Annotated in this window: 25 protein-coding genes and 1 tRNA gene; 14 read left to right on the top strand and 12 right to left on the bottom strand. The window is 68.8% G+C overall.

Annotated features, from left to right (window positions below; translation table 11 throughout):
• Positions 1–114: 114 nt before the first annotated feature.
• Both bmt and RX333_RS06035 read right to left on the bottom strand, forming a co-directional pair.
• Entirely contained in the window at positions 115–1131 is a 1017-nt protein-coding gene (gene bmt / locus RX333_RS06040; RefSeq protein ID WP_316014022.1) for a betaine--homocysteine S-methyltransferase, read from the bottom strand.
• 11 nt (positions 1132–1142) lie between these two features.
• Positions 1143–1553: a SufE family protein gene (locus tag RX333_RS06035; protein WP_316014021.1), complete on the bottom strand. Its 411-nt coding sequence runs from the start codon at positions 1551–1553 to the stop codon at positions 1143–1145.
• A gap of 157 nt (positions 1554–1710) precedes the next feature.
• Between RX333_RS06035 and RX333_RS06030 the strand changes: the two genes are divergently transcribed.
• Entirely contained in the window at positions 1711–2118 is a 408-nt protein-coding gene (locus RX333_RS06030) for a hypothetical protein (protein WP_316014020.1), read from the top strand.
• Positions 2119–2122: 4 nt separating this feature from the next.
• On the opposite strand, the gene RX333_RS06025 is transcribed toward RX333_RS06030, so the two are convergent.
• The 4 genes from RX333_RS06025 to RX333_RS06010 form a co-directional block, all read right to left on the bottom strand.
• On the bottom strand, positions 2123–2986 hold the full coding sequence (locus RX333_RS06025; RefSeq protein WP_316014019.1) for an imm11 family protein: 864 nt from the start codon (positions 2984–2986) through the stop codon (positions 2123–2125).
• A gap of 14 nt (positions 2987–3000) precedes the next feature.
• Positions 3001–4161 carry a ribonuclease D gene (gene rnd / locus RX333_RS06020; protein ID WP_316014018.1) on the bottom strand — a complete coding sequence of 387 codons (1161 nt, stop codon included), beginning with the start codon at positions 4159–4161 and terminating at the stop codon, positions 3001–3003.
• Between the two features lie 146 nt (positions 4162–4307).
• A tRNA-Thr gene (locus RX333_RS06015) sits at positions 4308–4383 on the bottom strand.
• A 41-nt stretch (positions 4384–4424) separates the two neighbouring features.
• On the bottom strand, positions 4425–4694 hold the full coding sequence (locus RX333_RS06010; protein ID WP_316014017.1) for a DUF2312 domain-containing protein: 270 nt from the start codon (positions 4692–4694) through the stop codon (positions 4425–4427).
• Between the two features lie 123 nt (positions 4695–4817).
• Here RX333_RS06010 and RX333_RS06005 point away from each other — a divergent pair, with 123 nt between their 5' ends.
• On the top strand, positions 4818–5030 hold the full coding sequence (locus tag RX333_RS06005) for a hypothetical protein (protein WP_316014016.1): 213 nt from the start codon (positions 4818–4820) through the stop codon (positions 5028–5030).
• A gap of 10 nt (positions 5031–5040) precedes the next feature.
• Here the strand turns inward: RX333_RS06005 and RX333_RS06000 are convergent, their stop codons facing one another.
• A complete protein-coding gene (locus RX333_RS06000; RefSeq protein ID WP_316014015.1) occupies positions 5041–6018 on the bottom strand; it encodes an alpha/beta hydrolase in 978 nt (325 codons plus the stop codon).
• A gap of 109 nt (positions 6019–6127) precedes the next feature.
• Between RX333_RS06000 and RX333_RS05995 the strand changes: the two genes are divergently transcribed.
• A complete protein-coding gene (locus tag RX333_RS05995) occupies positions 6128–6808 on the top strand; it encodes an SDR family oxidoreductase (RefSeq protein WP_316014014.1) in 681 nt (226 codons plus the stop codon).
• 114 nt (positions 6809–6922) lie between these two features.
• Here RX333_RS05995 and RX333_RS05990 read toward each other — a convergent pair whose 3' ends face one another.
• Entirely contained in the window at positions 6923–7621 is a 699-nt protein-coding gene (locus RX333_RS05990) for an alpha/beta hydrolase (RefSeq protein ID WP_316014013.1), read from the bottom strand.
• Between the two features lie 58 nt (positions 7622–7679).
• Between RX333_RS05990 and RX333_RS05985 the strand changes: the two genes are divergently transcribed.
• From RX333_RS05985 to thrS, 3 genes are all read left to right on the top strand, one after another.
• Positions 7680–8873 carry a glycosyltransferase family 4 protein gene (locus RX333_RS05985; RefSeq protein ID WP_316014012.1) on the top strand — a complete coding sequence of 398 codons (1194 nt, stop codon included), beginning with the start codon at positions 7680–7682 and terminating at the stop codon, positions 8871–8873.
• 69 nt (positions 8874–8942) lie between these two features.
• Positions 8943–9533 carry a hypothetical protein gene (locus tag RX333_RS05980; RefSeq protein ID WP_316014011.1) on the top strand — a complete coding sequence of 197 codons (591 nt, stop codon included), beginning with the start codon at positions 8943–8945 and terminating at the stop codon, positions 9531–9533.
• A 130-nt stretch (positions 9534–9663) separates the two neighbouring features.
• Positions 9664–11610 carry a threonine--tRNA ligase gene (gene thrS / locus RX333_RS05975; protein WP_316014010.1) on the top strand — a complete coding sequence of 649 codons (1947 nt, stop codon included), beginning with the start codon at positions 9664–9666 and terminating at the stop codon, positions 11608–11610.
• A 90-nt stretch (positions 11611–11700) separates the two neighbouring features.
• Here thrS and RX333_RS05970 read toward each other — a convergent pair whose 3' ends face one another.
• Together RX333_RS05970 and RX333_RS05965 are read right to left on the bottom strand one after the other, a co-directional pair.
• Positions 11701–12366, bottom strand: coding sequence for a lysoplasmalogenase family protein (locus RX333_RS05970; RefSeq protein WP_316014009.1), 666 nt, complete (start codon positions 12364–12366; stop codon positions 11701–11703).
• A gap of 37 nt (positions 12367–12403) precedes the next feature.
• Positions 12404–13036 carry a lysoplasmalogenase family protein gene (locus RX333_RS05965; RefSeq protein WP_316014008.1) on the bottom strand — a complete coding sequence of 211 codons (633 nt, stop codon included), beginning with the start codon at positions 13034–13036 and terminating at the stop codon, positions 12404–12406.
• 205 nt (positions 13037–13241) lie between these two features.
• Between RX333_RS05965 and infC the strand changes: the two genes are divergently transcribed.
• The 4 genes from infC (at position 13242) to RX333_RS05945 (ending at position 16899) form a co-directional block, all read left to right on the top strand.
• Positions 13242–13787, top strand: coding sequence for a translation initiation factor IF-3 (gene infC, locus RX333_RS05960; protein WP_410056052.1), 546 nt, complete (start codon positions 13242–13244; stop codon positions 13785–13787).
• A gap of 87 nt (positions 13788–13874) precedes the next feature.
• Positions 13875–14732 (top strand): DMT family transporter, encoded by an 858-nt coding sequence (locus tag RX333_RS05955; protein WP_316014006.1) that lies wholly within the window; start codon positions 13875–13877, stop codon positions 14730–14732.
• Entirely contained in the window at positions 14729–16030 is a 1302-nt protein-coding gene (locus tag RX333_RS05950) for an MATE family efflux transporter (RefSeq protein WP_316014005.1), read from the top strand. Before RX333_RS05955 ends, RX333_RS05950 begins: the two co-directional genes overlap by 4 nt.
• Positions 16027–16899, top strand: a complete 873-nt coding sequence (locus RX333_RS05945) for a lysophospholipid acyltransferase family protein (RefSeq protein ID WP_316014004.1) — start codon at positions 16027–16029, stop codon at positions 16897–16899. The genes RX333_RS05950 and RX333_RS05945 overlap by 4 nt, the downstream gene beginning before the upstream one ends.
• A 10-nt stretch (positions 16900–16909) precedes the next feature.
• On the opposite strand, the gene RX333_RS05940 is transcribed toward RX333_RS05945, so the two are convergent.
• Complete coding sequence (locus RX333_RS05940; RefSeq protein WP_316014003.1) at positions 16910–17605, bottom strand: DUF1223 domain-containing protein; 696 nt, start codon at positions 17603–17605, stop codon at positions 16910–16912.
• Between the two features lie 154 nt (positions 17606–17759).
• Here RX333_RS05940 and RX333_RS05935 point away from each other — a divergent pair, with 154 nt between their 5' ends.
• Both RX333_RS05935 and RX333_RS05930 read left to right on the top strand, forming a co-directional pair.
• On the top strand, positions 17760–19427 hold the full coding sequence (locus tag RX333_RS05935) for an alpha/beta fold hydrolase (protein WP_316014002.1): 1668 nt from the start codon (positions 17760–17762) through the stop codon (positions 19425–19427).
• A 27-nt stretch (positions 19428–19454) separates the two neighbouring features.
• The gene (locus RX333_RS05930) at positions 19455–19787 is read left to right on the top strand and encodes a VOC family protein (RefSeq protein WP_316014001.1); all 333 of its coding nucleotides are present in this window, start codon (positions 19455–19457) and stop codon (positions 19785–19787) included.
• 48 nt (positions 19788–19835) lie between these two features.
• Here RX333_RS05930 and acnA read toward each other — a convergent pair whose 3' ends face one another.
• Positions 19836–22619, bottom strand: coding sequence for an aconitate hydratase AcnA (gene acnA, locus RX333_RS05925; RefSeq protein WP_316014000.1), 2784 nt, complete (start codon positions 22617–22619; stop codon positions 19836–19838).
• 243 nt (positions 22620–22862) lie between these two features.
• Between acnA and ccmA the strand changes: the two genes are divergently transcribed.
• Entirely contained in the window at positions 22863–23525 is a 663-nt protein-coding gene (ccmA, locus tag RX333_RS05920) for a heme ABC exporter ATP-binding protein CcmA (RefSeq protein ID WP_316013999.1), read from the top strand.
• Positions 23522–24187, top strand: a complete 666-nt coding sequence (ccmB, locus tag RX333_RS05915) for a heme exporter protein CcmB (protein ID WP_316013998.1) — start codon at positions 23522–23524, stop codon at positions 24185–24187. Before ccmA ends, ccmB begins: the two co-directional genes overlap by 4 nt.
• Positions 24188–24318: the final 131 nt, after the last annotated feature.

Below are 24318 nucleotides of genomic sequence, written 5' to 3'. Positions count from 1 at the left end.
ATCCCGACATTGCCCGCACGTCGTGCGACATGCGGGGCTTCGGATTGGCGCAAATACTCGGTCGACCGGCCTGCCGCAGGCGTGCCGGTCCGACCGGCGCGCGATCCGCGCCGCTCAGGCGCGGCGGCGGCGGCGTTCGCGCTTGGGCGCCTCTGGCGTGTCGCCGCTGACCCCGTCGCTGGCCGAGGAGAAGCCGCCGAGCCGCGCCTCGATGGTCTCCAGCGTCGGGCGCGGGCCGGGGGGCGTCGCCTCCAGCGCCGCGCGCATCGCGCGCAGATGCTCCGGCATCGTGCCGCAGCAGCCGCCGATGATCTTCGCGCCGCAATCGCGGGCGAGCACTGCGTAATCGGCCATCAGCTCGGGCGTGCCGTCATAGTGGATGTGGCCGTCATGGTATTTCGGGATGCCCGCATTGCCCTTGGCGATCAGCGGCGTGGCCCCCGTGACCTCCGCCATGCCCAGCATGGTGCGCAGCAGGTCCGACGCCCCCACCCCGCAATTCGCCCCGAAAGCGAGCGGGGCGTGCTCGAAGCCGGTCATGATCCCCGCGAGCCCGGTGGAAGTCACGCCCATCATGGTTCGCCCCGCGGTGTCGAAGCTCATCGTGCCGCACCAGGGCGCGTCCAGGCGCGCGAAGGCATCGGCGGCGGCTTCCATCTCCTCCTGCGAGGAAATCGTCTCGACCCACAGCACGTCCGCGCCGCCTTCGAGCAGCGCGGCGCCCGCCTCCTCGAACATCTCGACGGCGCCCGCATGGGTCAGCGTGCCCACGGGTTCCAGCAACTCGCCGGTCGGGCCGACGGAACCCGCGACGACGATGTCGCGCCCGCTGGCATCGGCGACCTCGCGCGCGATCTCGGCGGCGGCGCGGTTCAGCTCGCCCACCCGGTCCTGCGCGTCGTGCAGCTTCAGCCGCGAGGCGTTGCCGCCGAAGGAGTTGGTCAGGAAGATGTCGGAGCCCGCATCCACCGCGCCTTGGTAGAGCGCGCGGATCTTGTCGGTCTCCTCCACGTTCCACAGCTCGGGCGCGTCGCCCGAGGCGAGGCCCATGTTGAACAGATTGGTGCCGGTGGCGCCGTCGGCCAGCAGCCAGTCGCGCTCGGACAGAAGACGGGAGAGACGGTTCGTCATGGGGTAATCCTTCAGGCGGCGTTGGCGGCGAAGAGGCGCACGCGCTCGATCATGGCGCGCAGGCCGTTGGAGCGCTGCGCGGAGAGGTGGCTGTCGAGGCCGAGGCGCGCGAACTCGGCCGGTGCGTCGATGGCGAGGATGTCGGCGGCGCGCTGCCCGGAATAGAGCGTGCGCAGGATGGCGATGAGCCCGCGCACGATCATCGCGTCGCTGTCGCCGTCGAAGGTGATGGTGTCGCCCGCGACCTCAGGCACCAGCCAGACCTGGCTGGCGCAGCCGTCGACCTTGGTCGCCTTGGTCTTGAGCGCGTCGTCGAGCGGGTCCATCGCGCGACCCATGTCGATGACATGGGCGTAGCGGTCTTCCCAATCGTCGAGAAAGGCGAAGGTGTCCACCACCTCCTCGAATTCAGCCGATGCCATCGCGCGCTCCTCTCGCTGTCGCGGGGTGAAGGGGGATGTACGGCGCGCGCGGGCGTTCGTCCACCCCTCGCACAGGCGCGTCATTGCGGCTTTGCAAGGGGCGCGTGGCTTGTCTATCTTCGCGCGAATTGCGCCCCCGACGACAAGGACGTCCCCGATGCTCGACCGCCGCTTTGTTCTGCTGACCCTCGCAGCCCTCCCCCTCGCCGCCTGCGCGCCAGAGCCGGAGCCGGTCTTCGTGCGCGAGGACAGCCGCGTCGCCGCCGTCTCGGACGTGTCGCTGGGCCGCAGTCCGGGCGGCTACATCCTGACCGCGCGCGCGACCGACATGCGCGGCGTGGCGCAGCGCACGCGGCTGAAACCGGCGGGGCGGCGCGGCGACGTGCTGATCTTCGACGTGATCTCGAACCTCGCCCCGCGCGAGGATGTTCCGGGCGCCGTGCCGCAGCAGGGCATGACAGCGGGCTTCATCCCCGATGCGGACCTCGCCGGGATCAACACGATCGAGCTGCGCACGACCGGCAATTCGGTGCTGGTCCCCGTGCCGCGCGGCGTCGCGGGCTGAGGCGTCAGCGTTTCAGGAAGCGAAACCAGCGGATATCGCCGCGCCGGGACTTGGGCCTTTCGTCCGGCGCCATCGGCGCGACATGGCCCGCGGCGGAGGCCGGGTCGCGCATCAGGCGCTCGGTGAGCGCATCCCGCTCGGCGGGCGACAGGTCGTTGGGCAGGACGATCCCGACCGACGGGCGCAGCGGCGCGGCGGAGGGGTCGATCCGGCCCACCGTCTCCATCCCGGTGTTGAGAAACGGGTTCATGTGCGGGAATTCGTCGATGCCGGTCAGGCCCGCCGCCTTCAGCGCGCGGTAGGTGGGTTCGTTGAAGAAGGGGGCTTCGTCCGAAGAGAAGTATACCCAGATTGGGATGTCTTGGAGATACGCATGGATCTCTGAACAGTCAAAAATGTCGGTCAGGGGTCGGTCGAAACCGCCAGTGATGAAATTCACTGGGTGTGTTGCGCGCGGATCTTCCATCCGGCACCGCAACATCACATTGCACTGGAACCGGTAAAACTGATCCGCCGCCGCCTCCCCACTCTTCTTCGCCGTCACCGATATCGGCGAGAACTGGTGCGGAAACGGGTCGAGCGACCGGATCACCGCCTTCGCCCGTTCGCTGACCACGCAGGTCGAGGGCGCGTGGAAGATATCGGGCAGTTTCGCGAGCATGATGTCCCGGACGGTAATCACAGGATCGAACATCGCCAGGTCGGGCGAATGGGTGTGATACCGCTCCCAATGCGTCATGAAGGGCGGGACTGGCATCTGCTCCTTGTCGAGACCGGGCTTGTTGAACCCGAAACGCGCCTGTGGGCGCGATGCGCTGACGTCGAACTTTTTCGAGAACGCCCCGCTTCCCTTGAACAGATAGAGCATCGCCCCCGGCCCCCTCAGACGGACAGCACGTCCACCGACTTGCCGTTGACGCCGAGCGCGATGCGCCCCGCGATCAGCGCCTCGGCCTTGGAGCCGAAGATCTCGTGCCGCCAGCCCGACGAGAGCGGGGAGCCCTCGGGCCCGTCGAGCACGTAGGATTCCAGCTCCGGCGTCGTCGCGATCAGCTTCTGCGCCACGCCGGTCTTTTCCGACTGCGCCTTCAGGAGCACCTTCAAAAGGTCCATCAGCGCCGGGCTCGCCTGCTGGTTGCCCCTTTGCGGCGGCGCCTTGGGCAAGTCCGCCTCCGGGATCGCCATCGCCTCGGCCACCACCTTCAGGATCGCCTCCGCCGTCGCGCCCTTGCGCGCCTCGCGCAGCAGCAGGCGCGACTTGCCGAGCTCGTCGACCGAGGTCGGCCGGTTCGAGGCGACCTCCAGGAGCGCATCGTCCTTCAGCAGTCGGTTGCGCGGCACGTCGCGGCTCTGCGCCTCCGCCTCGCGCCATTCGGCAAGCGCATGGGCCACCGCCAGGAAGCGCGGCGAGGAGGAGCGGGTCTTGAGCCGCTTCCACGCCTCCGACGGCTCCGCGCGGTAGGTGTCGGGATTGGTGAGGACGCCCAGCTCCTCCTCCACCCAATGCGCGCGGCCCTGCTCGGCGATGCGCGCCGACAGCACCTCGTAGATCTTGCGCAGATAGGTCACGTCGCCCACGGCATAGCGTTTCTGCTTGTCGCTCAGCGGCCGGCGCGACCAGTCGGTGAAGCGGGAGGACTTGTCGAGCCCCGCCTTGCAGATCGAGCGCACCAGCGTCTCGTAGCCCACCTGCTCGCCGTAGCCGCAGACCATCGCCGCGACCTGCGTGTCGAAGAGCGGCGCGGGGATCTCGCCGGACTTCTGCCAGAAGATCTCCAGATCCTGCCGCGCGGCATGGAACACCTTGACCACACCCGGATCGCGCATCAGCGCAAACAGCGGCGCGAGGTCCAGATCGCCCGCCAACACGTCGACGATGGCCGAACTCTCGGCCCCCTCGCCCGGATAGGCGAGCTGGATCAGGCACAGCTGCGCGTAATAGGTCCGCTCGCGCAGGAACTCGGTATCGACGGTGACGTAGGGATGTTCGGCAGCTTCTTCACAGAATGCGGCAAGCGCGTCCGTGGTCGTAATTTCACGCATGGTCGCTCCAACAGGTTCGCGCGATCTTGCGATCCGCCCCGATCGAGGGCAAGCGGACCACGAAGCCTTGCCGCCTTTCCGTCCCATCCTGTTGCGCGGATGCGATAGTCGAGGGCCACAGACCCGGCGCCGGACCGTTCGGAAAATGGTGCCCCCACACGGACTCGAACCGCGGACCCACTGATTACAAATCAGTTGCTCTACCAGCTGAGCTATAGGGGCACTCGCGCATCCGATGCCACAGCCCGGACGCGCGTGCAAGATCACATGTCGAGCGCTTCGCGGTAGAGTTGCAGCACCGCCTCTTCCTCGCTGATCTCCTGCGGGTCCTTCTTGCGCAGGGCGATCAGCTTGCGCAGGACCTTGATGTCGTAGCCGCGGCCCTTGGCCTCGGCCATCACTTCCTTCTGCTGGTCGGCGATGGCCTTCTTCTCCTCGTCGAGCCGCTCCATCCGCTCGACGAAGGAGCGCAGCTCGCCTGCGGTGATGCGGTATTGCGAGGTCGGGGCGTCGTCGTCGTCGGTCACGTCCATTGGGCTCTCCGATTTTGTGGATCGGCGCGGACCATAGGGCGCGCCCCGCACGGCGTCCAGCGCCCTTGCGCGGCCCCCGCGCCCCGCGCTATCGGGGCGGCGCGGATCAGCGAAAGGACGCCCATGACCCTGCTCGTCATCATCGGGACAATCACCACCCTGATCGGGGTGGCCGGGTTCGCCCATTGCATCCGCGTGGCCGCCCGGATGCGCGGGGCCGAGATCACGCCCGAGGAGCGGACCGAGCGTCTGCGCGGCCTCGTCGTCGTCAACATGGCCTCGGTCTTCGTCGCCTTCATCGGCCTCGCGATGGTGGTGATCGGGCTGATCCTGTGACCGCGCGGGCCTAGCGGCCCAGCGTCGCGATCCAGGCCACGATCGTGTCGACGGCCCAGTCGGTCTGGCCCGGCGACAGGATGTCGCCCGCGATGACATGGGCGTTGGGATCGTCGCCCTCTCCCAGCTCGGGATTTTCAATCGTCACCGGCCCGCCCCAGGCCTCGGCCACCTCGCGCGTGACGGAATGGTCCACCACCGTGTCGTCGTCGGAGAACAGGAACAGCGCGGGCACCCGCGTCTCGCCGAAGGGCAGCGCGCCCGCCGCCTGGACCGAGGCCGCCATCGGCAGCAGCGCCCGCGTCGAATAGGTCGTGGTCCAATAGCGCGCGTGATCCTCGTTCGCCGCCTCGAAGCTGCGCTCCTCCCCCGCGACCATCGGCACCCAGGCGCGCGCGAAGGGCAGCGTCAGCAGCCCCGCCGCGGGGTTCGCGACCTTGAAGTTCGGGGAGATCATCACCGCGCCCGCGATCTCCTCCTGCGCGACCTCGCGGTCGAACAGGCCCAGCGCCGCGACCGTGCCGCCGGTGGAGACGCCCATGACGATCACCCGCTCGCCCAGGCGCCGGCCGATGGCGATCGCCTCGGCATAGTCGTCGCGCCAAGCGGGGACCGATCCGTCCTCCATCCCCGCCGCCCCGCGCCCGTGCCCGGCGAGCCGCGTGTAGTAGAGGTTGGCGCCCAGCGCCTCGGCCACCTCGTCGGGGACCGGCCGGATCTCTTGGGACGTGGCGGAGAAGCCGTGGATATAGACGATGGCGAGCGTGGTCTGCGCGCCCGGCTCCCCCGCCCAGACGATGCGCTTTTCCACCCCCGGCACGATGTCGTCGAACCGGCCCTCGCGCGCGGCGAGATACGTGTCGAGATCCTCGGTCAGCGCCGCCTCGTCGAAGAGGCGCGGGCCGTCCACCGGCTCGCGCGGGCCCAGCAGCAGCAGACCCGTCACCAGGGCCGCGAGCAGAATGAAGACATATCCGATATAGCGCATGATCCGTCCCGGTCGTTTTGTCGTTTGAAACCGAGCCTACGCACCCCACCTGCGGGAGGCAAAGCGATAACATCCGTCGTCGCGTCACGCGGCTCGAAAGGATTCCGACATGGCCACCATCCTTATCACCGGCGCGAGCCGGGGCATCGGCGCGGAGATGGCGCGTCAGGCCCATGCGCGCGGCGACACCGTGATCGCCACCATGCGCGAGCCTTACACCGCCGACCTGCCCGAGGGGATCGAACGCCACGCGCTCGACGTGAAATCCGAGGCCGGGCAGCTGCAACTGGCGCTGGAGATCGGCAACCGCCCCATCGACCTCGTCATCTGCAATGCGGGCGTGTTCGAGGGGCGCGGCAGCCTCGATGACGAGAGCTTCACCACCGCCGCGTGGGAAAACACGCTGCTGACCAACGTGATGGGCGTATTCTTCACCGCGCGGACCTTCGTGCCGCATCTGCGGGCGGCCAAGGCGAACGGGACCCCGCGGCTCGCCATCATCTCCTCGCAGCTGGGGTCGAGCGAGCGCGCGCAGGGCCGGCACTACGCCTACCGTGCGTCGAAGGCGGCGGCGACCAATCTCGCCCGCAACCTCGCCGCGGACCTGAAGGAGGAGGGCATCGCCGTCGGGGCCTGGCATCCGGGCTGGGTGCAGACCGACATGGGCGGAGAGGAGGCGTCTATCAGCGCCGAGGACAGCGCCGCCGGCCTGCTGGCCGAATTCGACGCGCTCGACATGGCCCGGACCGGCTGCTTTCGCACCTGGGACGGCAAGGATCATCCGCTCTGAGCGGCACCGCGCCCCGGCCTTGAGCTGGGGCCTCGCCACTCGACGCACTCGCCCCGCCCCGTTCTTTCGAGCCGGGGCCGCGCTCTCCGGGCGGCCGACCCCGAAACAGCCCGCCTAGCCCAGTTCCTCGACGTTCCGCATGATCAGAGCCAGGCAGTCCGGCGTCGAGAACCGGTGATCCGCCCCCTTCACGAAGGTCAGCCGCAGGTCGTCGCAGGTCGCGTGCTCCATCAGCTTCAGCGGGCGCGACATGTCCACGTCCACATCCGCCGTGCCGTGCAGCAGCCGCACCGGGAACGGCAGGTCGAGCCGCTCGCGCAGCACCAGGCTGTCGCGCCCCTCCTCGATCAGGCGGCGGGTGATGATGTAGGGGCCGTCATCGTACTCGCTCGGCAGGGCCACCCTGCCCTCCTGCATCAGTGCGGTGCGCTGCGCGTCGTCGAAGCCCGCCCACATCGAATCCTCGGTGAAATCGGGTGCGGCGGCGATGCCCACCAGCGCCGCCACCCGCTCCGGCATCTCGCGCGCCACCAAGAGCGAGATCCAGCCGCCCATCGAGGAGCCGACCAGGATCTGCGGCCCCTCCGTCAGCGCCCCGATCGCGTCCATCGCGTCGCGCGCCCAGTCGCCGATCGCCCCCGCCTCGAACTCGCCCGAACTGTCGCCATGCCCCGTATAGTCGAAGCGCAGGAAGGCGCGCCCCGTCTCGCGCGCCCAGACCTCCAGCGCCACCGCCTTGGTCCCGCCCATGTCCGAACGGAAACCGCCCAGGAAGACGACACCGGGCTTGTCGGCCCCGGCGCCGGACGGCATTGTGCGGTGATAGGCGATTTTGCGCCGAGCGTCCGGTGCGAACACCTCGAAGGATTCCATGAGCCACCCCGACCATATCGATGAGAATGCGGGCGATCCTGCCCGCAGGCTGTGCGTGATGCAACTCGTTCCCCGCCTCGAATCGGGCGGTGTCGAACGCGGCGCGATCGAGATCGTGCGTGCCCTGACCCGCGCCGGGCACCGCGCGCTGATCGTCTCCGCCGGCGGGCGGATGGAGCCGCAGCTGCGCCGCGCCGGGGGGGAGCTGATCCGCATGGAGATCGGTGCGAAATCCCCCTTCGCCATGCGCCGCAACGCGCGCGCGCTGACGCGGCTGATCGCCGAGCACGAGGTCGACATCCTGCACGCCCGCTCCCGCGCGCCAGCCTGGGCGGGATGGTTCGCGGCCCGCGCGACGGGGTGCCGGTTCATCACCACCTATCACGGCGTCTATGGCGAGGATTTCCCGCTCAAGCGGCAGTACAATTCGGTCATGGCGATGGGCGATCCGGTCATCGCCGTCTCCAACCACGTCGCCGAGGTGGTGGCCGAGCGTCACAAGGTGCCCGAAACCCGGATCGTGACGATCCCGCGGGGGGCCGACATCCACTCCTTCGCGGAGGAGGCCGTCTCCTCCGAGCGGACGATCTCGCTCGCCCAGGCCTGGGGCGTGATCGAGGATCCGCGCCCCATCGTCCTGCTTCCCGGTCGTCTGACGCGGCTCAAGGGCAACGAGGATGTTATCGCCGCGATGAAGCTGCTGCGCGACCGTGACCCCGAGGGCTTCGACGTCCAGCTCGTCATCGTCGGCGACGACAGCGGATCGGGCTTCGCCGCGACGCTCGAACAGGCAGTCCGCGCAGCCCGGCTCGAAGGATCGGTGCGCATGGTCGGGCACTGCGCGGACATGGAGGCCGCCTACAAGCTGTCGGCGGTCGTCGTCTCCGCCAGCCGCTATCCCGAGGCATTCGGCCGCGTCGCGGTCGAGGCGCAGGCGATGGGCCGCCCCGTGATCGCCACCGCGCATGGCGGCAGCCTCGAAACCGTCGCCGACGGGGAGACCGGCTGGCTCTACCCCCCCGGCGACGTCGAGGCGCTGGCCGACGCCATCGGCAAGGCGATCGCGCTAGACGAAAGCGCCCGCGCCCATATGGGCCTCGCCGCCCGCGCCCGCATCCGCTCCCGCTTCACCATCGAGCAGATGCAGGACGCGACGCTGCGTGTGTATGAGCGGGATGAAGCGTCCGTGTAGATCGGCACAGACCGGTCCACGCTCGCCCGGCCACACTTCAAATACCGAAAACCAACAGACCGGACTGCCATGCGCCTCCCCATCCTGACCGCCCTCGCCACCACGCTCGCCCTCGGCGCCTGCACCGATACGACCGGCCAGGCAGCCGGCGATTCGGACGTCCTCTCCGACATCGCGATCAGGTTCGATGAGATGGGAGCGGGCAGCACCATCGTCGTGGCGATGAACGAAGACATCGTCACCCATCACCTCCTGGGACGACAGGGCGATCACTACGCGCTGGTGATCCACGAAGGCGAAGGCACCGACGGCCCGATCACCACACGGACGCTGCGCACGGCGGACGGCAACACCGTCCGGACCGAATTCAGCGACGGTACGGTCGTGAACTACAGCCCGCATAACTGCCAGCGCGTCATCGGGCGCTGCACCTATACCGAGATCCGCCCAGACGTCAGCTACCGGATGGTCCAGATCAACACGCCGACCGAAACCGGCTTCGAGGTCGAGCGCCGCGTGATCCTCCCCGGTCGCGTGATGACGGTCCGCACCGGCGAGGCGCGCGATCTCGATCGCTACGGGTACTGGACGACCGCCACCACGATCGACATGGACGGGGACGTCACGGAATATCGCGCCCTCTCGACCAACTACCGGTGACGGGCGCTTCGACAATTCAGGGTGATCCGACCGGATCGCCTTGACCCCTCCCCCCGGCTCCCCCATACCTCGGCGCGACATATCCGCAACCGGGCGCACTCGTAGGCGCCGAACCGAGGAGGCCCCACGCATGGCCCAGATCACGATCACCCTTCCCGATGGCGCAGAGCGGCAGTACGAGGCAGGGATCACCGGGGCCGAGGTGGCCTCCGACATCTCCAAATCCCTCGGCAAGCAGGCCATCGCCGCCACGGTGAACGGCCACTTCACCGACCTGTCGCGGCCCATCGACGCCGACGCCTCCCTCGCCATCCACACCATGAAGGACGAGGCGCAGGCGCTCGAACTGATCCGCCACGACGCCGCCCACATCATGGCCCGCGCGGTGCAGGAGATCTGGCCGGACGTGAAGGTCACCATCGGCCCGGTGATCGACAACGGCTGGTACTACGATTTCGACCGGGAGGAGCCCTTCACTCCCGACGACCTCGCCACCATCGAGAAGAAGATGCGCGACATCATCGCCCTGCGCGATCCGGTCCGCACCGAAGTGTGGGACCGCGACCGCGCCATCGCCCATTACGAGGCGGCGGGCGAGCCCTTCAAGGTCGAGCTGGTCAACGCCATCCCCGAGGGCGAGCCGATCCGCATGTACTGGCACGGCGAGTGGCAGGACCTGTGCCGCGGGCCTCATCTGGTGCATACCGGACAGGTTCCGGCGGATGCGTTCAAGCTGATGCGCGTCTCGGGTGCCTACTGGCGCGGCGACGCGAAGAACAAGCAGCTCCAGCGCATCTACGGCACCGCCTTCCGCACCAAGGATGACCTAAAGGCGCACCTCACGATGCTGGAGGAGGCCGCCAAGCGCGACCACCGCCGCCTCGCGAAGGAGATGGACCTCTTCCACCTGCAGGAGGAGGCGCCCGGCATGGTGTTCTGGCACCCCAACGGCTGGACGGTCTACCGCGCGCTCGAGGATTACATGCGCCGCCGCCAGACCGCCGACGGCTACCGCGAGATCCGCACGCCGCAGGTGGTGGACCGCAAGCTGTGGGAAGCCTCGGGCCACTGGGACAAGTACCGCGAGAACATGTTCATCACCGAGATCGACGAGGAACATGCGAACGAGAAGCGGACCAACGCGCTCAAGCCCATGAACTGCCCCTGCCACGTGCAGGTCTACAACCAGGGCCTCAAATCCTATCGCGACCTGCCCTTGCGTCTCGCCGAATTCGGCTCCTGCCACCGCTACGAGGCGTCGGGCGCGATGCACGGCCTGATGCGTGTGCGCGGCTTCGTTCAGGACGACGCGCACATCTTCTGCACCGGCGCGCAGATCGAGGCGGAATGCGCCAAGTTCATCAAGCTCCTGGAGCGGGTCTACCGCGACCTCGGCTTCGACAGCTTCAAGATCATGTTCTCCACTCGCCCCGAACAGCGGATCGGCACGGATGAGGAGTGGGACGTGACCGAAGGCGCGCTGGAGGCCGCGATCAAGTCCATCGGTGCTCCCTACGAGGTCGATCCGGGCGAGGGCGCGTTCTACGGGCCGAAGCTCGACTTCAAGCTGACCGACGCGATCGGGCGCGAATGGCAATGCGGGACCTTCCAGGTGGACAGCCAGCTGCCCGAACGGCTCGACGCCTCCTTCATCGGCGAGGATGGCGACAAGCACCGCCCCTACATGCTGCACCGCGCGGTGCTCGGCTCCTTCGAGCGGTTCCTCGGCATCCTGATCGAGAACTACGCGGGCAAGCTGCCCTTCTGGCTGGCCCCGCGCCAGGTGGTCGTGGCCTCGATCGTCTCGGATGCGGACGAGTTCGTCGCCGAGATCGTCGAGATGCTGCGCGCGCGCGGCGTCCGGGCCGAGGCGGATATCCGCAACGAGAAGATCAACTACAAGGTGCGCGAGCACAGCCTCGCCAAGGTCCCCGCGATCCTCGCCATCGGCCGCCGCGAGGTGGAGGAGCGCACCGCCTCGCTGCGCCGCCTGGGCGAGAAACAGTCCGAGACGCTCGACATCGCAACCGCCGTCGAGCGGCTGGCGGGCGAGGCCGTCGCCCCCGACCTGCGCTGATCCGGGCCGGAGGGGGCGGCGCGCCCGCCCCTTCTGCTTCGTCGAAATATCCCCGGAGAGAGGGCCACCGGCCCTCGGGGGCGGCGCCCCCTACCCGGCCGCCACCGTCAACCCCAGCACGGTCATCGCCTGCGCCATGAAATAGGCGGTCCAGACGATGGGCGAGGTGACGCGCCGCCGCGGATCGCGCCGCGCGAAGACGTGCAGCTCCAACCCCAGCAATTGGGCGGAGATCAGGAACAGCGTCGTGGTGTAGGCCAGCAGCAGATGCTCTACCGCCACCACCTGTCCCAGCGCGAATTGCAGGTTCATCACCACGGCGTAGAGCAGCGCCGCCGCCCACCGCCCGACCAGCTCCCGGCGCGAGAAGACGAGCACCCCGGCACTGACCGACAGGGCGAGCAGCACGGCCGGCCCCGCCTCGACCGGGCTGCGGCCGATCAGCTCGACATATTGCAGCACGTAGAGCAGGTGGACCGCGACGAAGGCGACCGCGCTCATCAGCTGCCAGTTGGCCGAGCCGCGGGAGCTCGCGAAATCGCCCACGGCCGCGAAGCCGAGGGCCACGACCACCACGCTCGGCGCCCCCAGCATCGACGCCCAGACCATCAGCGCCACCGTCGCCGTGGTCTTGGTCAGCGACCGTTCCATCGACACGGTGCGCCAGGATTGCCGGATGCCGTAATCCCCGGCGGCGCCGAGCGCCACGAGCAGGAAGATGGTCTCCAGCCCGACGATCTGCGATGCGTTCATCATGGGCCGATGCTACAGCGCCACGCGCGCGTGGCAACGCTCACCATCGAAAGGCGGCGAAGATCAGGATCAGCGAGGCATAGTAGCACGACCAGATCACCGGCCCGGTCAGCGCGCGCTCGAACGGGCGGTCCTCCAGCACGAACAGCTCCAGCGCGTGGACCAGCTGCGCCAGCACGTAGAGCAGCACCCCCGCCACCGCGAGCTGGCCATAGGTCTCGGTCCCCAGCGCCAGGAAGGTCGCCGCCATCATCGCGACGGCGAAGACCAGGACGGCGGGCCGGTACTGCATGATCGACGACCAGATCAGCATGAAGAACCCGACCCAGACCCCGATCAGGCCCAGCGTCGCGGCGACCGGCGCCTCCATCCCCGTCCAGGCCTGTGCAAGCAACAGGCACAGGAACAGCAGCGAGCCGACCGCGACGCCCAGCCCACCGAGGAACCCGGCCGCATCCTCGCGCGCCAGAAGCCCGTCCGCGATCGCGGCGAGCGCGAAGAACACGATCAGCGTGACGCCCGCACCGCCGATCAGCGCGGCCAGCGCCAGCGCGGCCGCCGCCACGGTCTTCACGGCGATCCGCGCCCGCGTCGGCGGCTGCAGGCGGAAATGCACCAGATAGGCGAGCGCCGCCCCGACGGACGCGACGATCAGCGCGGTCTCGACAATCATCTTTCAGGTCCAGCAAACGCCCACGTCGCCCGATCCACTCTTGACCCGAGACGGATAAGGCTCCACATCAATCCCTTGTTGTCCCGGCTCGCGCATGGGGGGTCAAGCCCGTGTGCGCTCCCGCTGCAGATCAACTGCAGCGTGTGACCGTCGGGCACCGCTCGAATTCGACATGCTTGCGCCACAACAGAAGGACGCGAAGACCATAGCCAGAAGACCGCATAATGCGCCCCCCACCCGCGACACGGGTCCCCGTGTCAACGATCGTATCCGCGCGCCCGAGATTCGCCTGATCGGCGCCGACGGCGAACAGGTCGGCGTCGTCTCGCCCCGCCGGGGTATCGAGATGGCCGAAGAGGCCGGTCTCGACCTCGTCGAGATCTCGCCCAACGCCTCGCCGCCCGTGTGCAAGATCATGGATTTCGGCAAGTTCAAATACGAACAGCAAAAGCGCGAATCCGAGGCCCGCAAGAAGCAGAAGACGATCGAGGTGAAGGAGGTGAAGTTCCGCCCCAACACCGACACGCATGACTACGACGTCAAGATGCGCAATGTCGTCAAGTTCCTCGAGGGCGGCGACAAGGTGAAGGTCACGCTCCGCTTCCGCGGGCGCGAGATGGCGCACCAGGATCTGGGCCGCAACCTGCTCGAACGCGTGGCCGCCGATATCGAGGGCCTGGGCAAGGTCGACAACATGCCCAAGGTCGAGGGCCGGCAGATGGTCATGATGGTGTCGCCGGTCAAGACCTGACCGCGGCCCCACCCGAACGACAGGGCGACGCTTCGGCGTCGCCTTTTTTCTTCCAGATCTCTTTCCTACAGACCACCAGGATCGGCCATGCTGCCCGAAATCGACCTCAAGCGCGGCATCCTGCTGATGCTCGGCTCGATCCTCTGCTTCACCCTGATGGATGCGAGCGCCAAGGCCCTGACCGCGGACAACCCGCCGCTGATGATCGTCTGGGCGCGCTATGCAGGCCAGGTGTTCTGGACGGTGCTGCTGCTCGCCCCCCGCCTGCCGCGCCTGTTGCGCACGCGGCATCCGGGGCTGCAGCTGACCCGCTCGGCGCTGCTGTTCGGGGCGACCCTGTGCTTCGTCCTTGCCTTGTCGCGGCTGCCGCTCGCCTCGGCTGTGGCGGTGTTCCAGGTGGCGCCGCTGGTCACGGCGCTTCTGGCCGTCCTCTTCCTGCGCGAACGGGTCGGGCCGCGGCGATGGGCGGCGCTGCTCGTCGGCTTCGCGGGCGCGCTCGTCATCATCCGGCCCGGTGCCGACCTGTTCGACCCGTTCGCACTGCTGCCGATGCTGGCCGCGACCAGCTATGCCGCCTATGCCATCGTGACCCGCGCGCTGGGGCAGGACGAGGATCCGATGACCAGCTTCGTCTATACTGGCCTGTTCGGCGCAGCCGTGACCTCGGTGGCGCTGCTCTGGACCTGGCAGATGCCCGCGAGCGAGGATTGGTGGCTCTTCGCGGCCCTCGGCGCGATCGGCGCACTGGGGCAGCTCCTGCTGATCCTCGCGCTGCGCTACGCCCCCGCCTCGACACTCGCGCCCTTCCTCTATGTCGGCCTCGCCATCGCGACCGTCTGGGGCGTGCTGTTCTTCGACGAATGGCCCGACGCGGCGACGCTGACCGGGGCCGCGATGATCGTCGGCGCGGGGCTCTTCGTCTGGTACCGGGGACGCAGCGCATGAGCACGCTCCTCCCCATCTGGCGCAGCCTTCTCGCCCTCGCCTGGCCGATAATGCTGTCGCGCATCGGCATCCTGGTGCTGATGCTGGTCGACATCCGCATGATCGGCACGCTCGGCGCGACGCCGCTCGCGGCCTTCGCGCTCGCCAACTCGGTATTCCTGCCGGTGATGGTCACGGGCATCGGCTGCATGACCGGCGTGATCGCCGTCACCGCGCAGCGCTCGGGCACCAACGATGCGCCGGGCATGGCCGCCGCCTTCCGCGCCGGGCTGATCTGGGCGAGCATCGTCGGCCTCGTCGCGGTCGCGCTGACCTGGAACACCCATCACATACTGCGCCTCGTCGGGCAGGAGGAGGACCTGATCGCCCAGGCCCGCCCGATCCTGCACATGCTGGTGCCCGGCGCGCTGTTCCAAGTCTTGTTCGTCACCTGCGCCTTCTGGCTGGAAGGAACCCGCCGCTCGGCCCCCGCGCTCATCGCGATGATCGCCGCCAACCTCGTCAACATCGCGGGCAATTCCCTGCTGATCCCCACGATGGGGGCCGAGGGCGGCGCGCTCGCCACCACCATCGCGCGCGGCGTCGCCCTCGCCATCATGCTCGGCACCGTGCTGACCCGGCCCGAGATGCGGGCGCGGCGCGACGGTCCGCCCGCCCCCCTGCCCCTCAGGCCCGTCATCGCGATCGGGGCCGCGGGTGGCGTCGCCTACCTGTTCGAGACCGGCGCCTTCGCCGCGCTCAACCAGATGGCCGGCCTGATCGGGGAGCGCGCGCTCGCCGCCTATTCCATCGCCCACAGTCTCGAGGCGCTGATCTTCATGACCGCGCTCGGCCTGTCGGTTGCCGCCGCCGTGCGCACGGGCGAAGCCTTCGGCCGCGGCGACCTGAAGGCCACGCGGACCGAGATCGTCGCCGCCACCTCGCTGACCTGCCTGACCATCGGCCTCGCCTCGCTCACGCTGGTACTGCTTTCGGGCCCGGTCTCCGCCTTCTTCGCCCCGGACACGAGCCTTGCCGCGCGGCTCGTCCCGCTCTTCGTCGTGCTCGGCATCAGCCTGATCTTCGACGCGGCGCAGGCGGTGCTGGGGCAATGTTCGCGTGCGATGGGCGAAAGCTGGCAGACGACGCTGCGCTATTTCCTCGGCTTCTGGTGCGTGATGATCCCGATGGGCTATATCCTCGGCATGCGCACCGATCTCGATGAAATGGGCCTGTTCGTCGCCACCGCACTCGGCTGCATCACCACCGCCGGGCTGCTGGCCCTGCGCCTGCGTCACCTGACACGGGGGGCGGCATGACCCTGTCCGAAAGGCTCACCGACTGGGGCCATTACCTGTCGAACGGCGTGCTTCGCGTGATGGGTCGCCTGCTGCGCCTGCTGCCCTATGACCGGCGGGTCCATTTCGGCGGCTGGCTGGGCCGCAACGTCCTGATGCGCATCCCCGCCGCCCGCAAGCGGGTGGAGCGCAACCTCACCCGCATCATGCCCGAACTCGATGCTGAGCAGCGCCGCACGCTCGGCCGCGGCGTCGGCGACAATTTCGGCCGCGTGCTGGTGGAGGAGATGATGATGGAGGACGTCATCGCCGACCCCGCCCGCTTCCGCATCTCCGGCCCCGGCTGGCCGCTGCTGCAAGAGCGCGCGGCAGAGGGAAAGGGGGCCATCCTCGCCACCGCTCATTTCGGCAACTGGGAGGGCCTTCGCACCAGTGCGCGCGATGCGGGCGTGCCGATCGGCGGCGTCTACCGCGCGCACAACAACCCCTATTACAACGAGGATTTCGTCGCGACCCTGCGCGTGCTCAACGAAAACGCCTTCTCCAAGGGCCGCAGCGGCATGCGCGACCTGCTGCGCTTCCTAAAGCGCGGCGGCATCGTCGCCATCCTCGTCGATCAGAAGCAGTCGCGCGCGCCGCTGATCCCCTTCCTCGGCCACCCGGCGGAAACGACGCTGAGCGCGGCCAAGCTCGCCAGGTCCCTCGACATCCCGCTGATCCCCGTCTGCTCGAGCCGGGCCGAGGACGGGCTCAGCTTCGACAGCATCGTCGCCGCCCCGATCCCCGTCGGAACGGAGGAGGAGATGATGCGCGCCGTCAACGACCAGCTGAGCGCGTGGATCCGCGCCCATCCCGAACAATGGTTCTGGTTCCACCGCCGCTGGCGCTAGGAATCGCGCCTCACGGCTCCAGCTTCGCCGCGCCGAGGATCGGACCGGCCTCTCCGTCCTGCACCAGCACCGCGACCCCGCGCCCCATCACCGGCATGGGGATCGTGGTGCGCATGTCCTGGCCGTTCCAGCGTCCCAGCGTCATCCAGCCGGTCACCACGTTGGTATAGGTCAGCCTGCGCCCGCCATTCTCGCCCCGCGCGATATCCTGGACATGCGGCTCGTCATAGCTGACGACATGCACCGTCCCGCTCAGATCCGGGCGCAGCGGCGCGATGCGGACCTCCAGATGATCCTCGACCCGCATCAGCTCGACGGTCGCCCCCGCCCGGTCGGCGACCGCCGCGATGGCGGCATTGACCTCGGGCCTGCGATGACCCACCGCCGACAGCTGCCCTTGCACGATCATTTGCGGCGTGAAGACCGAGCGCGTGCCCTGCCGCGCCGCATAGGCCCGCTGGCGCGCCGTCATCGCCGGGGAGGCGAACGGGTCCTGCCAGCCCAGATAGTCCCAGTAATCCACATGCAGCGACAGCGCGATCACGTTGTCGCGCTCCGCCAGCTCGGCAAGGAAATCGTCGGCAGGCGGACAGGAGGAGCAGCCCTGCGAGGTGAACAGCTCGACCACCACCGGTCTGTCGCCGACCTGCGCGGTAAGCGGGGTGGCGAGCAGGATTGCGGCAAGGGCGATGGATCGCAGCGACATAGGAATGGTCCTCGGGGGCTTCGTTACCGCCTTAGCTATGTCCTCCACCCCCTCCGGTCCAATCAACAGAACGAGAAAGCGTGCGCACGCGCACTTGCCAGACTGGTGGAAGGGGCGGAAACTCCGGTCAAGTCCCTGATCGGAGCCCCCCGCCGTGACATCGCGCCCCGCAAGCCTGCTGACCCTGATCGACCGGGCCTACGCCGTGGGCGAGGGCCATGACGTGCCGCACAGCGTGTTCTGCCATGCCACCGACATCCTCGACGCCGCACCGGACGAGGAGCGGCCCGAGACGGCGGCGGAGCTGGCCCTGCATGCCGATCGGATCGCACGGCTGTTCGGCATGACCGGGGCCTCGCCCGACGGCGTCGTCGCGGCCACCGGGGGCGCGTTGCGAACCAGCGGCGTGCCGAGCGTGACACTCGACGCGGCCACCGGGCGCCTGACAGGCGGCAACCACGCATTCGCCGCGCTCTGCGACGCGCCGCCCACCCACCTGCACGATCTTCCTTTCGAGAGCTTCGGCCTCGACAACCTGCTTGCCACGATCCGCGCGGGCCGGCCCGCCGATCTGCACCTTCTGACGGATACGCGCGACGGCAGGCCGGTTCTCGTCCTCGCCGATCCGATGTCGGCGGGGACCGTGCTGCGCTTCACCGCGCTGCGCTGGACGGACGAGATGATCGCCCGCATCGCCCGGCCCTTCGCCCTCTCTCCGCGTGAGGTCGAGGTGCTGCGCGGTGCCTTGGCAGGAGAGAGGCTGAGCGAGATCGCTGCGAGGCTCGGCCGCTCGGTCGAGACGATCCGCAGCCAGTCGAAGAGCCTGCTGGCCCGGACCGGCATGGCACGGATGGCCGATCTGGTGCTGCTCGCCAGTTCCGCCGCCTGCCTCTCCGCCGAACGCACCGTCGCCCCGCCGCAACCGCCCCGCGAATCGCTCGAAAGCCTCGTCCGGGCGGACGGTCGCCGTGTCACCTGGCGCTGTTTCGGCCCGGCGGGCGGCACGCCCTTCCTGTTCTTCCACGGACTGCAACTCGGCCCCTTCCTCACCCCTGCGCTCGAACGCGGGCTCGCGCGCGAAAACATCCGCCTCATCGCCCCCTCGCGTCCGGGATTCGGAGAGACCGCCCCCTCGGCCACCGACCGCGAATTCGACCGCACGGTGGTGGAGGACGCCCTCGCGGTGCTGGAGTCGGAACGCATCGAACGCTTCATCGTCCTCGGGCATCAGGGCGGCGGGTCCCACGCCTTCCGTACCGTGGCCGCCCTCGGCGACCGGGTGCCGGGGCTTCTGATGATCAGCGCGGGCGTGCCCATCGACATGACCCGGCACGTACCGAAGATGAACGCGATCACGCGAATGGCGGCGCTGGCGGCCAAGCGGACGCCCGCGCTTTTGGACCTGCTGATCCGGGTCGGCGTGCACGCCTATACGCGCGACGCGGACGGACCGCGCCGCTACCTCGAATACTATTTCCGCAACGATCCCGTGGACCGCGCCTCGCTCGACGATCCGCAGGTCTTCGCCGCCCTGCGCGCGGGCGCGCTCCACATGATCGCACAGGGCCCGCGCACCATCCTGCGGGACGGGGCCTCCGCCATGGCCGATTGGACCGCCGATTTCCAGGCCGTCACCTGCCGTCAGCTCTGGCTGCACGGCGCGCATTGCCCCGTCATGGATGCGCGCGAGCTGGAGCATTACATCCGCACCCACACCAACCACCCGATCGAGATCGCGCCCGACTGCGGCGTGCATCTCCTCTACGACGTGCCGGAACGGGCGCTCGACGTGATGCGCCGCGCCGCCGCCTGGCTGGATTGAGCGCGCCGGAAGCAGAAGGACGCGACCTTGCCCATCCACCGCATCTACGCCCATCTGTCGTGCCGCAGCCTCGACGCCAGCCTCGACTGGTTCGCGCGCCTCTTCGACCGCGCCCCCGATGCCCGTCCGATGACCGGCCTTGCCGAATGGCACCACGAGGGCCGCGCCGGCCTGCAACTCTTCGAAAACCCCGACGATGCAGGGCGCGGCACCCTCACGCTGATCGTGCGCGACCTCGCGACCGAACACGCCCGCCTCGACGCCGCAAACCTCGCCCCCGGCCCGCTTGAACGCGGCGACAGCGTCAGCCTCGTCCGGCTGCGCGACCCGGACGGAAACCTCGTCGTGCTGGCCGAATAGGAAAAGGGCCACCCAACCGGGCGGCCCCTCTCAACTCTCGGGCCGCGATCAGGCCGCGGCGCTGTCCGCGAGGTTGCGCAGCACGTAGTGCAGCACGCCGCCATTACGCACGTAGTCGATCTCGACCTCGGTATCGATCCGGCATTTCAGCGTGATCTCCTTGGTCGAGCCGTCGCCCATCGTGATCGTCGCGGGGACCTCGGCCAGCGGCTTCAGATCGCCCTCCAGCCCGGTGATCGAGACGGTCTCGTCGCCCTTCAGGCCCAGGCTCTTGCGCGTGTCGCCATTCGTGAATTCGAACGGGATCACGCCCATGCCCACGAGGTTCGAGCGGTGGATCCGCTCGAAATTCTCGGCGATCACGGCCTTCACGCCCAGCAGGTTGGTGCCCTTGGCCGCCCAGTCGCGGCTGGAGCCCGCGCCATACTGCTCGCCACCGAAGACGACGAGCGGCACGCCCTTTTCCTGCCACGCCATTGCCGCGTCGAAGATCGAGACCTGCTCGCCGTCCGGGCCCAGCGTGTAGCCGCCCTCGACATTGTCCAGCATCTCGTTGCGGATGCGGATATTGGCGAAGGTGCCGCGCATCATCACCTCGTGATTGCCGCGGCGCGAGCCGTAGGAGTTGAACTCCCTCGGCTGCACCTGGCGATCGGTCAGGTAGCGGCCCGCGGGCGTCGTCTCCTTGAACGATCCGGCGGGCGAGATGTGGTCGGTCGTGACCATGTCGCCGAGGATCGCGAGGACCCGCGCACCCTCGATATTCTCGATGCTGCCCGCTTCCTTGTCCATGTCCTGGAAATAGGGCGGGTTCTGCACGTAGGTCGACGACGCCGGCCAGTCATAGGTCTCGCTGTCGGTGGTCTCCACGCCCTGCCACTTGTCGTCGCCCTTGAAGACGTCGGCATATTTGGACTGGAACGCCTCGCGCGTCACGGTCGCCTCGACCAGTTCGGCGATCTCGGACTGCGACGGCCAGATATCCTTGAGGAACACGTCGTTGCCGTCCTTGTCCTGGCCCAGCGGCTCCTTGGTGATGTCGACATTCATGTCGCCCACCAGCGCGTAGGCCACCACCAGCGGCGGCGAGGCGAGGTAGTTGGCGCGCACGTCGGGGCTGATGCGGCCCTCGAAGTTGCGGTTGCCCGACAGCACCGACACGCCGATCAGGTCGTTGTCGTTGATGCACTTGGAAATCTCCGGCTCTAGCGGGCCGGAATTGCCGATGCAGGTCGTGCAGCCATAGCCGACGAGGTTGAACCCGATCGCGTCGAGATCCTCCTGAAGGCCCGCGGCTTCCAGATAGGCGCTGACGACCTGCGATCCGGGCGCCAGCGAGGTCTTCACCCACGGCTTGCGGTCGAGGCCGAGTTCGCGCGCCTTGCGCGCCACCAGACCCGCCCCGATCATCACGTAAGGGTTCGAGGTGTTGGTGCAGGACGTGATCGACGCGATGACGATCGAGCCGTCATGCATCTGGTAGTTGCCGTTCTCGGACGTGACCCAGCCCTTCGCGTGATGCCCGGTATCGCCGGGAATGTCGCGCGGCTCGGGCTGGCCGCCCTCGGCCTCCCAGCGCGCTTCCGAGCGCTCGGACCCGTCCTTCGCGCTGCGCTGGCCCTCGACATATTTGTGGAAGGTCTGTGCCGCGGCGTCGAGCGCGATGTGATCCTGCGGACGCTTGGGGCCCGAGATCGCGGGCACGACCGTGCTCATGTCCAGTTCCAGCGTGTCGGTATAGACCGGCTCGTAGCCCGGCTCGCGCCACATGCCGTTCGCCTTCGCATAGGCCTCGACCAGTTCCAGCACGCTCTCCTCGCGGCCCGTCTGGCGCAGGTAGCGGATGGTCTCGGCGTCGATCGGGAAGAAGCCGCAGGTCGCGCCGTATTCCGGCGCCATGTTGCCGATCGTGGCGCGGTCGGCCAGCGGCACGTTGTCGAGCCCGTCGCCGTAGAACTCGACGAATTTCGAGACCACGCCCTTCTCGCGCAGCATCTCGACCACCTTCAGCACCAGGTCGGTCGCCGTCGTGCCCTCGGGCATCGCGCCGGTCAGCTTGAAGCCCACGACCTCGGGGATCAGCATCGAGATCGGCTGGCCCAGCATCGCGGCCTCCGCCTCGATCCCGCCGACACCCCAGCCGAGCACGGCCGCGCCGTTCACCATCGTGGTGTGGCTGTCCGTGCCGACCAGCGTGTCGGGATAGGCCACTTGCGTGCCCGCCTGATCCTTGTCCGCCCAGACCGTCTTGGCGAGGTATTCCAGGTTCACCTGGTGGCAGATGCCGGTGCCCGGCGGCACGACGCGGAAATTGTCGAACGCCTTCTGACCCCATTTCAGGAACTGGTAGCGCTCCATGTTCCGCTCGTATTCGCGGTCCACGTTCATCTGGAAGGCGCGCGGGTTGCCGAACTCGTCGATCATCACCGAGTGGTCGATGACCAGATCGACCGGGTTCAGCGGGTTGATCTGCTGCGCGTCGCCGCCGAGCGCCACGATCCCGTCGCGCATCGCCGCCAGATCCACGACCGCCGGCACGCCGGTGAAGTCCTGCATCAGCACGCGCGCGGGGCGGTAGGCGATCTCGCGCGGGTTCTTGCCGCCTTTCTCCGCCCACTCGGCGAAGGCCTTGATATCGTCCGTCGTGACCGTCTTGCCGTCCTCGAAGCGGAGCATGTTCTCCAGCACCACCTTCAGCACGATCGGCAGGCGCGAGAAATCGCCCAGGCCCGCCTCGCCCGCGGCGGGGATCGAGTAATAGGCGTAGGACGCCCCGCCCGCGGAAAGCTCGCGGCGGGTCTTGTTGCTGTCGTGACCGACTGTGATGGGCATGGGAACCTCTTCCTGGATTGTGTCTCGACCGGGGGCGCGGGTCCGCGGATGGGCGCACGCGCCGGGATTATGCCTCGCGACCTAGTGCCCGCGCGCCGTCCGACCATGCGGGCGGCATGCGAAATCGCGGGGTCGCGTGGGCCTTCCCTGCCCCATCCGGGCCCGCATTGCAAGCCATTGTGTGCCGCTGCATACCAAAACCCCGCTTTGCGCCCGCACCGCGCCTGCGCTAAGCCGGTGCGCATGACCGCCGCCCCCCTCATCCTCGACAACCTGAGCGTCGCCCGCGCGGGCGGCCGCATCGTCTCGGACGTCTCCTTCGAGGTCGCGCCCGGCACCGCCCTCGCCCTGCGCGGCCCCAATGGCGTGGGCAAATCGACGCTGCTGAGGGCACTCGCGGGGCTGCTGCCGGCCACCGGCACCGCGCGGCTGGGGGACCGTCAGCTCGGCTCGGACGATTGGGTCGACGCCATCGCCCATGCCGGGCACCGCGACGCGATCAAGGCGGCGCTGAGCGTGCGCGAGAACCTCGCCTTCTGGGCCGCGCTGTTGGGCGGCGACGTCGATACCGCCCTCGCCGCCTTCGACCTCGCCCCGCTCGCCGACCGGCCCGCGGGGCTCTGCTCCGCCGGACAGAAACGCCGCCTCGGCCTCGCGCGGCTGGCGCTCGGGCATCGATCGCTCTGGCTGCTGGACGAACCGACGGTCTCGCTCGACGCGGGCCATGTCGCGCGCTTCGCCGAGCTGCTGCGCGCGCATCTCGACCGGGGCGGGCTCGCGGTGATCGCGACCCATATCACCCTCGGCCTCGACCTCGCCGAACATCACCTGACCCCGCCCGAGGAGCGCCCCGCCGGTCCGGGCGCCCCCTCAGACGACCCGTTCCTGTCGGGCGAGTTCGCATGAGCGCGCCGCTCGCCCTCCTGATGCGCGAGCTGCGCCTCGCCACCCGCGCGGGGGGCGGTGCAGGGCTGGGCCTCGCCTTCTTCCTGATCGTGATCCTGCTCGCCCCGCTCGGCATCGGCCCCGATCAGCAGCTTCTCGGCCAGGTCGCCCCCGGCCTCGTCTGGGTGGCGGCGCTGCTCGCCTGTTTGCTGTCGCTCGACCGGCTGTTCCACGCGGATTGGGAGGACGGAACGCTCGACATCCTCGCCCTCTCCCCCTTGCCGCTCGAAGCCGTTGTGGCGCTCAAGGCGCTCGCCCACTGGATCACCACCGGCCTGCCGCTGGTCGTGGCCGGGCCTGTGCTGGCCCTGACGCTCAACCTGCCCGACGTGGCGCAGCCGATGCTGATCGCGGGGCTGGTGCTCGGCACGCCTGCGCTGTCGGCCATCGGCGCGATCGGGGCGGCGCTGACCGTGGGGCTGAGGCGCGGCGGGCTGCTGCTGTCGCTGCTCGTCCTGCCGCTCTACGTGCCGACGCTGATCTTCGGCGCACAGATCGCGGCGCGGGCGGGCGACGGGCTGGAACCGGGTGCCGCGCTGCCCTTCCTCGCCGGGATCACGCTCCTGAGCGTCGCCGCCGCGCCTTTCGTCGCCGCCGCGGCCCTGCGTGTGAACTTGCGGTAGCCGCGCATCGACGGGCCGCGGTACGGCGATCCTCGATCTGTGCACGGCACTTTATGCTAGCCAAGTCCGCCAAACCTCGGCCCGTCGCGCCTCGATCAGCCCAATCGCCGTGCCGGGGGGGCGGCCCGGCG

Origin of the sequence: Roseobacter sp. HKCCA0434 (assembly GCF_032464675.1) — a bacterium.
Lineage (GTDB): Bacteria > Pseudomonadota > Alphaproteobacteria > Rhodobacterales > Rhodobacteraceae > Pontivivens.
This window is presented reverse-complemented; position numbering and strand designations above follow the sequence as displayed.